This is a genomic window from Kribbella sandramycini, from assembly GCF_013131805.1.
Classification (GTDB): Bacteria; Actinomycetota; Actinomycetes; order Propionibacteriales; family Kribbellaceae; genus Kribbella; species Kribbella sandramycini.
The window spans coordinates 257492-268475 of sequence record NZ_JABJRC010000003.1 but is presented as its reverse complement, the minus strand read 5'-3'; the positions used below and the strand labels follow the sequence as shown (position 1 = coordinate 268475).

11 protein-coding genes are annotated in these 10984 nt (G+C 69.2%); 7 read left to right on the top strand and 4 right to left on the bottom strand.

Translation table 11 applies throughout. The features are described from left to right. Positions 1–6: 6 nt before the first annotated feature. Together HPO96_RS14735 and HPO96_RS14730 are read right to left on the bottom strand one after the other, a co-directional pair. Positions 7–897: a hypothetical protein gene (locus HPO96_RS14735; RefSeq protein ID WP_171674009.1), complete on the bottom strand. Its 891-nt coding sequence runs from the start codon at positions 895–897 to the stop codon at positions 7–9. 146 nt (positions 898–1043) lie between these two features. Further along, positions 1044–1526, bottom strand: a complete 483-nt coding sequence (locus HPO96_RS14730; RefSeq protein ID WP_171674008.1) for a GNAT family N-acetyltransferase — start codon at positions 1524–1526, stop codon at positions 1044–1046. A gap of 215 nt (positions 1527–1741) precedes the next feature. Here HPO96_RS14730 and dnaK point away from each other — a divergent pair, with 215 nt between their 5' ends. The 5 genes from dnaK to HPO96_RS14705 all read left to right on the top strand — a co-directional run bounded on the left by dnaK (position 1742) and on the right by HPO96_RS14705 (position 6658). Further along, the gene (dnaK, locus tag HPO96_RS14725; RefSeq protein WP_171674007.1) at positions 1742–3604 is read left to right on the top strand and encodes a molecular chaperone DnaK; all 1863 of its coding nucleotides are present in this window, start codon (positions 1742–1744) and stop codon (positions 3602–3604) included. Beyond that, the gene (gene grpE, locus HPO96_RS14720) at positions 3601–4257 is read left to right on the top strand and encodes a nucleotide exchange factor GrpE (RefSeq protein WP_171674006.1); all 657 of its coding nucleotides are present in this window, start codon (positions 3601–3603) and stop codon (positions 4255–4257) included. Before dnaK ends, grpE begins: the two co-directional genes overlap by 4 nt. 21 nt (positions 4258–4278) lie before the next feature. After that, on the top strand, positions 4279–5460 hold the full coding sequence (dnaJ, locus tag HPO96_RS14715) for a molecular chaperone DnaJ (RefSeq protein WP_171674005.1): 1182 nt from the start codon (positions 4279–4281) through the stop codon (positions 5458–5460). Next, positions 5460–5915 carry a heat shock protein transcriptional repressor HspR gene (locus tag HPO96_RS14710; protein ID WP_171674004.1) on the top strand — a complete coding sequence of 152 codons (456 nt, stop codon included), beginning with the start codon at positions 5460–5462 and terminating at the stop codon, positions 5913–5915. The genes dnaJ and HPO96_RS14710 overlap by 1 nt, the downstream gene beginning before the upstream one ends. Before the next feature lie 206 nt (positions 5916–6121). Further along, complete coding sequence (locus tag HPO96_RS14705) at positions 6122–6658, top strand: GNAT family N-acetyltransferase (protein WP_171674003.1); 537 nt, start codon at positions 6122–6124, stop codon at positions 6656–6658. Here HPO96_RS14705 and HPO96_RS14700 read toward each other — a convergent pair. After that, entirely contained in the window at positions 6625–7812 is a 1188-nt protein-coding gene (locus HPO96_RS14700) for a glycosyltransferase 87 family protein (RefSeq protein WP_171674002.1), read from the bottom strand. The genes HPO96_RS14705 and HPO96_RS14700 overlap by 34 nt on opposite strands. A 165-nt stretch (positions 7813–7977) precedes the next feature. On the opposite strand from HPO96_RS14700, the gene HPO96_RS14695 reads away from it, so the two are divergent. Beyond that, entirely contained in the window at positions 7978–9852 is a 1875-nt protein-coding gene (locus HPO96_RS14695; protein ID WP_171674001.1) for an ATP-binding protein, read from the top strand. After that, the gene (locus HPO96_RS14690) at positions 9849–10517 is read left to right on the top strand and encodes a response regulator transcription factor (protein ID WP_420371462.1); all 669 of its coding nucleotides are present in this window, start codon (positions 9849–9851) and stop codon (positions 10515–10517) included. The genes HPO96_RS14695 and HPO96_RS14690 overlap by 4 nt, the downstream gene beginning before the upstream one ends. On the opposite strand, the gene HPO96_RS14685 is transcribed toward HPO96_RS14690, so the two are convergent. Then, positions 10514–10900: a winged helix-turn-helix transcriptional regulator gene (locus HPO96_RS14685; protein ID WP_171674000.1), complete on the bottom strand. Its 387-nt coding sequence runs from the start codon at positions 10898–10900 to the stop codon at positions 10514–10516. The genes HPO96_RS14690 and HPO96_RS14685 overlap by 4 nt on opposite strands. Positions 10901–10984 lie beyond the last annotated feature (84 nt).

Genomic DNA, 10984 nt, shown 5'->3' with positions numbered 1-10984 from the left:
AATTGGTCACCCGGCCAGGCGGTTCGCCGCGGTCGGTGCGTTGTCGGCGAGATGTGCAGCGCTGGCGCTCCGGACAGCGCTGACTACCCAGCCGCGGTCGAACATCACGTCCTCCCAAGAGAAGCGGAGCAGCCGCCAGCCGCGAATCGTCAGGGCGACGTGGCGGCGGCAGTCCCGGGTGAGAGCCGACCGGGTGCCGTGGAACTCGAACCCGTCCGCCTCGAGGGCGATCCGCAGGCCGGGGTGCCCGAGGTCGATCCGTCCCGAGAAGGACTCGTCGCGGACGACGACCTGCGGCTCGAAGCCGTCGATCCCCGCCTCGATCAGGATGGCGCGGAGAACGGACTCCAGTGGCGACTCGGCCCGGCCGTCCGCCGCGGCGGCGACCCGGCGCGCTGCCCGGCAGCCTGGGCCGCTGAGCCCGGCGGCGGCCACGAGCAGCTGGCTCCGGTCGACCGCCCCGAGCCGTAGCGCCGAATCGGCGACGGTGAGCCCGGCGTCGAATGGCAGCGTGCGGGCGCAGTCCAGGACGGTCCGGAGCTTCGTCGTGCACCAGCCGTCGGACGGCACGTCGTCGGCCCAGTGCAACTCGCAGGGGATCGGGCTCAGGTGCCGGTGCCGGATCCGCGGGATGGTGATGTGCGGGCGGTCCGGCCGATCCAGAATCGCGAAGCCGTGCAGAAGCGCCGCACTCAGGTGCGACACGACACCTCCTTGCGCGCGGGCGGCGGCCAGTGGGTCCGGGAGCGGCGGCAGTGCGTAGACCCCCTTGGCGATTCGGCGGATCCGGCCGTCGGCGAGCGCGCCGCGGATCGAGCGGGCCGAGACCACCGAACGCAGCTGGCCGTACGATGCCGCGCCGTCACGGCGCTGCAGGAACTCGACGACCTCGGCCACCTACCGATGGTGACGCAAGTACCGCCCGCTCGCCGCCGCTTATCCACAGACGGATCCCCACCGCTGCACAATCGGCGGGCCCGCGGGATAGTCACGCTGGGTCGAGGTGTGGCGCGGTGAATGTGCAGCGGTGGCGGTTCGGGTCCCTACACCAGATCCTTCGAGAGCAAGGTCACTTCGGTGGCGTCGGGGCGGTGGTGGGTGGTTAGGGGGGTGTAGGCGCGGGATTGGTGGAAGGCTTGGGCGGCGGGGTCGGGGGTGTGGGTTCGGTGGTGGGTGACGGCGCGGTCGAAGGGGTGGGCGGCGCGTTCGATGGCTCGGTAGACGGCGGTCGCGACGCCTTGGCGGCGGAAGGCGGCGTCGATGACGATGCGGTCGATGTAGAGGAAGCGGTCGGCGTAGGTGGTGGTGAACCAGTTGAACTCGAGGCCGTCGAAGGCGGAGCCGGGGGTGAAGGTGAGGACGAAGCCGATCGGGCGGGTGTCCTGCTCGACGACGACGGCGTGCGCCGCGATCAGCCGGAGCCAGTCGAGCCGGTCGAGGCCGAGCGGGTCGACCAGGCCGGTCGCGGTCTCGTTCAGGGCGAGGACCGCGGCGTAGTCGGCGGGCGTCAGGGGGCGGATTCTCACCTGGTCAGAGTCCCACGGAAAGCCCATTCCACGGGAGGGGTCACCCTGGCCGGACCCCGGTCCCGACCCCGAAATCCGGGGTCGGCCTTGGGAATGACCTGGGCCGTGTGCAATGTTGAGTCCAGTGAACTCAAGTTTGTTCAGTCACGGATTTGAAACCGGAGCGACCGAACGGCAACATTGAGTCTGTATCACTCAACTCGTGGAGGTAAAGCATGGCCCGCGCGGTCGGTATCGATCTCGGTACGACGAACTCCGTCATCGCCGTACTGGAAGGTGGCGAGCCCACCGTCATCCCCAACGCCGAGGGAGCGCGCACGACGCCCTCGGTGGTGGCCTTCGCCAAGAACGGCGAGGTCCTGGTCGGCGAGGTGGCCAAGCGCCAGGCCACCACGAACGTCGACCGGACGATCCGCTCGGTGAAGCGGCACATGGGTGAGAGCTGGAACGTCGACATCGACGGCAAGAAGTTCACCCCGCAGCAGATCAGCGCCTTCGTGCTGCAGAAGCTGAAGCGGGACGCCGAGGCGTACCTCGGGGAGCAGGTCACGGACGCGGTCATCACCGTGCCGGCCTACTTCTCCGACGCGCAGCGCCAGGCGACCAAGGAGGCCGGTGAGATCGCCGGTCTGAACGTGCACCGGATCGTCAACGAGCCGACCGCGGCCGCGCTGGCCTACGGCCTCGACAAGGGCACCGAGCAGACCATCCTGGTCTTCGACCTCGGCGGCGGCACCTTCGACGTGTCCCTGCTGGAGATCGGCGACGGCGTCTTCGAGGTGAAGGCCACCTCCGGTGACAACCACCTCGGCGGCGACGACTGGGACCAGCGGATCGTCCAGTGGCTGGTGACCCAGTTCAAGAACAAGAACGGCACCGACCTGTCCGGTGACAAGATGGCCATGCAGCGTCTGCAGGAGGCCGCGGAGAAGGCGAAGATCGAGCTCTCCAGCGCCGCCGAGACCAGCATCCACCTGCCGTACCTGAGCCTGACCGACTCCGGCCCGCTGCACCTGGAGGAGAAGCTCTCCCGGGCCGAGTTCCAGAAGCTCACCGCCGACCTGCTCGAGCGCGCCCGCGCGCCGTTCAAGGCCGTCATCAAGGACGCCGGCGTCGACGTCTCCAAGGTCGACCACGTCATCCTCGTCGGCGGCTCCACCCGGATGCCGGCCGTGGCCGAGCTGGTCAAGGAGCTGACCGGCGGCAAGGACCCGAACAAGGGCGTCAACCCGGACGAGGTCGTCGCGGTCGGCGCCTCCCTGCAGGCCGGTGTGCTGAAGGGTGAGGTCAAGGACGTCCTGCTGCTCGACGTGACTCCGCTGAGCCTGGGCATCGAGACCAAGGGCGGCGTCTTCACCAAGATCATCGAGCGGAACACCACGATCCCGACCAAGGGTTCGGAGATCTTCACCACCGCCGAGGACAACCAGCCGTCGGTGATGATCCAGGTCTACCAGGGTGAGCGCGAGATGGCCCGCGACAACAAGTCGCTCGGCAACTTCGAGCTGACCGGCCTGCCGCCGGCGCCGCGGAACGTGCCGCAGATCGAGGTCACCTTCGACATCGACGCGAACGGCATCGTGCACGTGAACGCCAAGGACCTGGCCACCGGCAAGGAGCAGCGGATGACGGTCACCGGCGGCTCCGCGCTGCCGAAGACCGATATCGACCAGATGGTCCGCGACGCCGAGCAGTACGCCGAGGAGGACCGCAAGCGCCGCGAGGCCGTCGAGTCCCGCAACCAGGCCGAAGGCCTCGTCTACCAGACCGAGAAGTTCCTGTCCGAGAACGAGGACAAGATCCCGGACGACGTGAAGACCGAGGTCAAGGACGGCGTCGCGGAGCTGAAGAAGGCGCTCGAGGGCACCGACGACGACGCGATCAAGGCGGCGTCCGAGAAGCTCGCCCAGTCCAGCCAGAAGATGGGCGCCGCGATGTACGCGAACGCCCAGGCGGCCGGTGGCGCCGAGGAGGGCGCTCAGGCCGACGGTGAGACCAAGGCCGAGGACGACGACGTCGTCGACGCCGAGATCGTGGACGAGGACCGGCCGCAGGACAAGAAGGCGGAGGACAAGTGACGGATCGACCCACGGGCAGCGAGTTCGGCGACGGCGAGCCCGTCGTCCGGGACAAGCGCCGGATCGATCCGGACACCGGTGACGTGCGGGAGCCGAACGCGGCTCCCGCGGGTCAGCCGCCGCGCGGCGACGCCGACCCGTCCGACCTGATCGGTCCGTCCGCCCAGGAGGCCCTGCTCACCGAGGCCCTCGCGGAGCGCACGGCGGACCTGCAGCGACTGCAGGCCGAATACGTGAACTACAAGCGCCGCGTCGACCGGGACCGGGAGGCGAGCCGTGAGCTCGTCATCGGCTCCGTGCTGACCGAGCTGCTCGGCATCCTGGACGACGTCGGCCGGGCCCGCGAGGCCGGTGAGCTGGAGGGCGCCTTCAAGGCGGTCGCCGAGTCGCTGGAGCGGGCCACCGAGAAGCTCGGCCTGGTGAAGTTCGGCGAGAAGGGCGACGCCTTCGACCCGCGCATTCACGAGGCCCTGCTGCACAACTACTCCGACGAGGTCGACGGCCCGACCGCGACCATGGTGATGCAGCCGGGCTACCGCCACGGCGAGCGGATCCTGCGGGCGGCCCGGGTGGCCGTCTCGGAGCCCACCGAGCAGCTGCCGGACGCACCGGGGGAGAAGGCGACGAATGACGCGGACGAGTCCGCGGAGTAACGACGGGAGGGGAGACGCCGGATGAGCACGAAGGACTGGATCGAGAAGGACTTCTACAAGGTTCTCGGCGTCTCCAAGACCGCCGAACAGGACGAGATCAAGAAGTCCTACCGCAAGCTGGCGCGGAAGTATCACCCGGACTCCAACCAGGGTGACGCCGGCGCCGAGGCGAAGTTCAAGGAGGTCTCCGAGGCGTACGACGTCGTCGGGGACGCCAAGAAGCGCAAGGAGTACGACGAGGCGCGGCGGCTGTTCGGCAGCGGTGGCTTCCGGATGCCGGGCGGCGGTGGTCAGGGCGGCGGCGGGTTCAACTTCGACGTCGGCGACCTGTTCAACCGCGGTGGCGGCCAGGGCGGCGCGGCCGGGGCCGGCGGTCTCGGCGACATCCTGGGCGGCATGTTCGGCGGTGGCGGTCGCTCGTCGGGCAGTACGACGACGGCGCGGCCGCGGCGCGGGCAGGACATCGAGACCGAGGCGACGATCGAGTTCGGCGAGGCCGTGAACGGCGTCACCGTCGCCTTGCGGATGACCAGCGACGAGCCGTGCAAGACCTGCCGCGGGACGGGCGCTAAGTACGGCACGGTGCCGAAGGTCTGCCTCAAGTGCGAAGGCACCGGGATGCAGACCTCGGTCCAGGGCGGTGTGTTCGCGATGACCGAGCCGTGCACCGAGTGCAAGGGTCGCGGTCTGGTCGTCGACCAGCCGTGCGAGACCTGCCACGGCTCCGGCCGCGGCCAGTCGAGCAAGACCATGCAGGTCCGGATCCCGGCGGGCGTCCAGGACAACCAGCGGATCCGGCTGAAGGGCAAGGGCGCGGCCGGTGAACGAGGTGGCCCCGCGGGTGACCTCTACGTCACCGTTCATGTCCACGCGCACCGGATCTTCGGCCGTCAGGGCGAGCATCTGACGCTGAACGTCCCGGTGAGCTTCACCGAGGCCGCGCTGGGCGCCGAGATCAAGGTCCCGACACTGGACGGGCTTCCGGTCACGGTCCGGATCCCCGCCGGTACGGCGAACGGCAGCAAGCTGCGCGTTCGCGGTAAGGGTTCCGCCCGGCGGGACGGCACCAAGGGCGATCTGCTGCTCACGCTGCAGGTCCAGGTGCCGCACGAGCTGACCGACGAGCAGCGCGCCAAGCTGCAGGAGTTCAGCTCGGCCTCCGACCAGCCCGATCTACGCGCCGGGTTGTTCGGGAGCTCCTGATGAGCATCCCGTTCAGCCAGGTGCCGACCTGGGACGACCGCACCCCGATCTACGTGATCTCGGTGGCGGCCCAACTGGCCGGGATGCACCCGCAGACGCTGCGGCAGTACGACCGGCTCGGCCTCGTGGTGCCGAGCCGGGCGTCCGGCCGCGGCCGGCGGTACTCGGCGTACGACGTGGCCCGGCTGCGCTACGTCCAGCACCTCTCGCAGGAAGAGGGGGTCAATCTCGCGGGAATTCGGCACATCCTCGCGCTACAGTCGGAGGTGGAGGAGTTGCGTTCGAAGCTGAACCAGCTGCTCGCCGAAGTGCAGCGCGGTGTCGGCGTCTCGCGGCGCAGTACCGCAAGTCGGGTCTTCTCGGCTGGGCCGGCCGGTGACGTGATCGCCATGGGCCGCCAGCAGACGACCACCCGATGGATCCGGACCCAGCCGTTGGAGCTGGGCCCACGCTGAACCACCGGAGGTTCTCGAACCCCACCCCTCGGGGCCTCCGGATCCGGTGGAGACCGTCGAATCCCCCCTCGGCGTCTCCACAGCCGAAGTAGCACCCTCCCCCGGGTCTACTCGGCACCCGCGGGGTGGTCCCTCCAAGGACCACCCTGCGGCTTCTTCATTTTCCGGCCATCCGAACCACCCGGAACCCGACGTACGCTGGCAAGGTGACGCTGAGCCTGCAGACCGACCGGCTACTGATCCGGGACTGGGAAGAGACCGACGCCGAGGCCGCGCTGGAGATCTACGGATCGCCCGACGTGGCGCAGTGGCTCGCACCGGCGATCGACAAGGTGACCGACGTGCCGACGATGCGGATGATCCTGGCCGCCTGGGTCGAGGCCCAGCCGAACTTCGTCGTCCCGGCCGGCCGGTTCGCCGTCGTCCGGGCCGCGGACGGCGAGGTCGTCGGCGGGCTGCTGATCCGGCTGCTGCCACCGTACGAGGAGGATCTCGAGATCGGCTGGCAGTTGCGGCCGAGCGCCTGGGGGAACGGGTACGCCGTGGAGGCGAGCCGGGCCCTGATGTCCTGGGCGTTCAACACCCATGACGTCGACGAGCTGTTCGCGGTGGCGCGCCCGAACAACAAGCGCGCCATCGCGACCGCCGCTCGCCTCGGGATGGAGTGGGTCGGCGAGACCGACAAGTACTACGACCTGAATCTGCAGGTCTACCGTATCCGCGCCTCGGAGTTCACCAGCTGAGGCAGCCGGTAGCCGAAGCCGATCAGCGCCAGCGCGCCGATCAGGTAGCAGTCCGCGACCAGGGTCTGCAGGGCGTTGTAGTGGAACTCCTGGTCGTGGGCGAACGGTAGCCACCAGGGCAGCCCGAGCACGAACATCGTGACCCAGCCCGCGGTCAGCGCCGTCCGCACCGAGAGCAGCTTGCCGCGGTGGTGCCAGGCGAGCGCCGCCGCGGGAACCGCCCAGACCCAGTGGTTCGACCACGAGATCGGCGAGGCGGCCAGCCCGGTGAACGCGGTCACCACGACCGCCTCGAAGCCGAATCCACGCGCGTGCAGCCGACGGGCGACGTACAGGCCGGCGATCCCCACGGTGATTGCCAGCAGCAACCAGAACGGCCCGGACCAGGGCAGGTTCTCGGTCAGCCGGACGACGGCGCCGCGGATCGACTGGTTGCCGATGTAGTGCGGCGGGCCGACCCGGCCCGGGTCGAACACGTACTTCGTCCAGAAGTCGATCGTCGAGCTCGGCATCAGCAGGAACGCGAACACCATCGTGAGCGCGGTGGTCACACTCGCGACGACCGCCTCCCGGTAGCGCTTGGTCACGATCAGGAAGACGATGAAGATCCCCGGCGTCAGTTTGATGCCGGCGGCAACACCGACGAGGACGCCGCGGAATCGGCGCGGGGTCAGGCCGAGCAGATCGACCATCAGGATCGCCAGCAGGACCAGGTTGATCTGACCGAGGCCCAGCGTAGACCAGACCGGCTCGAACAGCAGCGCGGCGAACGCCAGCAGGATGCCGAACTCGCGCCGCCAGCCGAGCTTCTTGGCCGTGGCCCAGCCGATCACCAGCAGCGAGAGCGCGGAGGCCAGCGTGATCAGGATTCGCGCGAACTCCTGACCGATTGCGAACGGCGCGAACACCATCGCGGCGAACGGCGGGTAGGTGAAGCCGAGCCCCATCCCCGGATAGTTCCGGTGCACGGTGTAGATGTCCTCGCCGTCGACGAGCCCTTTGGCCGCCGCGTAGTACACCCGCAAATCCCCCATGTCGGACGCCCACGGATGCCAGACCAGCAGAACCAGCACCGGCAGCATGGTTGCCGCCAGCACCAGAATCGCGGTCGGCAACGGGCGCCGAATCCTCGGTGTCTCAAGCTCGATCGTCATGTTTCGACGATCCCGGCGCACCCCCGGTCAGCACATCGCCGCTGAGAGCCAACCGTGCTCGCCGGGGCGAGCGACATCTCGGCGCCCTTCGAGTCCGAAGGAGTGACCCGGGTGTCACTCCTGAGAGTGACGGCTTTCGGGTGCTCGCGGCGCAACAATGGGCGCGTGAAGCAACTGTGGACCGAGCGCCGCGCCCTCTGGGTGGACGCCGTCATCGCCGTCGCGGGCGTGGCGAGTCTGCAGCATCGTGCTCTCGATTCCACGAACGCCGGCTGGCCGTTCCTGCCGCTGTGGCTGAAGCTGCTGCTGATGGTGCTGCCGCTGCTGATCGCCGTCCGCCGGATCACGCCGGCGATCGCGGTGCCGGGCCTGTTGTTCGGCGCGTACCTGGCGGAGATCGCGAACCAGCCGAAGTGGGTTCTGCTCGGCGGCGCAGTACTCGCGTTGTGGTCGCTCGCCGGGCGCTGCCGGGTGCCGACCGCGCTGTCGGTGACCGGCGCGACGGCCGCCCTCCTCATGCTGCTGGAGGTCAACCGGCTCCGGCTGATCGAGCTCGTCTACCCCTACCCGGACTGGATCTGGCAGCAGTCGGAGGGTCCGCCGCTGGCGGTCGGCGGGCGCGGGATCAGCGAGTACTTCCGCGAGGTCGTGCTGGGGCGGAACTGGCCGCGCTGGCAGATCTTGCTGATCGTCGCGGTCGCGCTGCTGTTCCTGCTGATCCGGCGGCGCCGGGCGCAGACGTCGTCCCTCGGCGAGCAGTGGCTGGAGTTGCGCGCGTTCCTGCGCGGGCCGGCCGACGTCCTGCGGATCGTGCTGCTGGCCGCCGGGTTCGCGACCTTGATCCTGACCGAGCTCGCGCAGGACGTCTTCCGCGGGAACTGGTGGAGCGCGCCCGGCTGGATGCCGTACGGGCTGGCGCTCGCCGCATTCGTGCTCGTACTACGCCGCTGGCCGGCGATCCCGGTGGTCGTCCTTGCGGCCGGGGCGCTGATTGTGAACTACCAGGCCGGGGATCCGATCTACTCGTACTACGGCGCCTTCGCGCTGGCGCTCTACTGGCTGATCACGGTGCCCAAGGCCGATCGGTCGCTGCGGTGGACGCTGCCGACCGCGGTCGGTGTGTTGGTGATTCTGCCGGTCATCACCTGGCGGATGCGGTTCGTCGTGATGCAGTACATCTTCCCGCGGTTGCAGGGCGATGATCTCCAGTTCTCCTTCGGCGTCGACGGCATCCACAACGTCACGTACGAACAGCTGGTCGAGAACCGTTGGCCGCTGACCTACTCGTTGCTGTTCCTGTTGCCGGTCGCCGCCGGGGTCGCGATGCGGTTCTACCGGCGGAACCGGGCTGCCACCGAGCGCGAGGCGGAGCTGGAGCAGCAGGTCGAGGTCCGCGAGGCCGAGCAGGTCGTGCTGACCGAGCGGGCCGTGATCGCGCGCGATCTGCACGATGTCGTCGCGCACGCGGTGAACCTGATGGTGATCCAGGCCGAGACCGGTCCGGATCTGATCCGCCGCGGTGAGGACGACGTCCTGGCCGGGTTCCAGCGGATCGGGGACGCCGGCCGCCGGGCGCTGAGTGAGCTGGATCGGTTGCTGTCGGCGCTTCGTGACGAAGACGGCATCCCGGACCCGCAGCTGGCGCCGCAGCCGGGGCTGGCCGATCTGTCACAGTTGGTCACGGATGTCGCGGACGAGCGCCTGACGATCGAGCTCGATCTGGACGGCGATCTGACCGCGCCGCCGGAGGGCCAACAGGTGACGGCGTACCGGTTGGTGCAGGAGGCGCTGACGAATGTGGTCAAACATGCGAAGGCGAGCGCCGTCCGGGTGACCGTGCGGATCAAGGAGGCGGGAGTGCGGGTCGAGGTGACCGACGACGGGATCGGGTTCGATGTCGCGGCGGCCGGTCGCGGGAACCGGCACGGCCTGCCGGGGATGCGCGAGCGGGTCCGGATCGAGGGCGGCACCCTCGACATCCGCAGTACGCCGGGGGCCGGGACGACGGTCGCCGCCTGGATCCCGGTAGGCGGCCGGTGAACGACGCGCGCGTCGGCCCGATCAAGGTGATGGTGGTCGACGACCAGGACCTGGTCCGGGACGGGATCGCGATGATCCTCGACGGGCAGCCCGATATCGAGGTGGTCGCCCAGGCCGTCGACGGGGCGGACGCGATCCGGCAGGCGGCCGCGATCCTGGATCTGGCCGTCGTGCTGATGGACGTCCGGATGCCGGTGATGGACGGCATCGAGGCCACCCGGCAGCTGGCCGGCGGCCCGCGGGTGCTGATCCTGACCACCTTCGACCTCGACGAGTACGTGTACGACGCGCTCCGCGCCGGGGCCAGCGGGTTCCTGCTGAAGCGGTCCTCGCGGGACGAGCTGATCAACGCCGTCCGGGTGATCGCCGGTGGCGACGCCCTGCTCGCGCCCCCGGTGACGCGCCGGCTGATCGACCGGTTCGCCGACACCCGGCTCGACCCGACTGTCGCGGCCGGGCTCGACGTCCTGACCGCCCGCGAGCGCGAGGTCCTCGTCCTGGTTGCCAAGGGCAACTCGAACGCCGAGATCGCCGACGAGCTGCACCTCACCGAGCACACCGTCAAGACCCACGTCAGCCGGATGCTCAGCAAACTCGGCCTCCGCGACCGCGTCCAGGCCGTCATCCTCGCTTACGACGCCGGCCTCGTCACCGCCGGCCGTTAGCTGTCGAACGCCTGCCGGGCGGACTCGATGTCGGTGATGTACTTGTGCGTCCAGGCGCACATGGTGTCGACGGTCGCCCGCAGCCCCTGACCGGGCTCGGTCAGCCGGTACTCGACCTTCGGCGGCACGGTCGGGTAGACCGTCCGCTCGACCAAGCCGTTGCGCTCCAGCATCCGCAGGTTCTGCGTGAGCATCTTGTGGCTGATCCCGCCGACCTGCTGCCGCAACTCGCTGAACCGCAACACCCCGTCGCCGAGCGTCTCGATGATCAGGAACGCCCACTTGTTCGCGACATCCGAGAAGATCTCCCGCGCCAGCGAATCCGCGCGGCTCAGATCGGCCTGCTCGGCCGCCGACAGGCCGCTGACCTGCTTGGTTCCCATTTGGTTCCCCGATCACCGAAAAGTGCGTTCTTCCGTCCCACTCCATACTCTCCTATGGTTCCTGAGTAACCACAAGAGAGTACG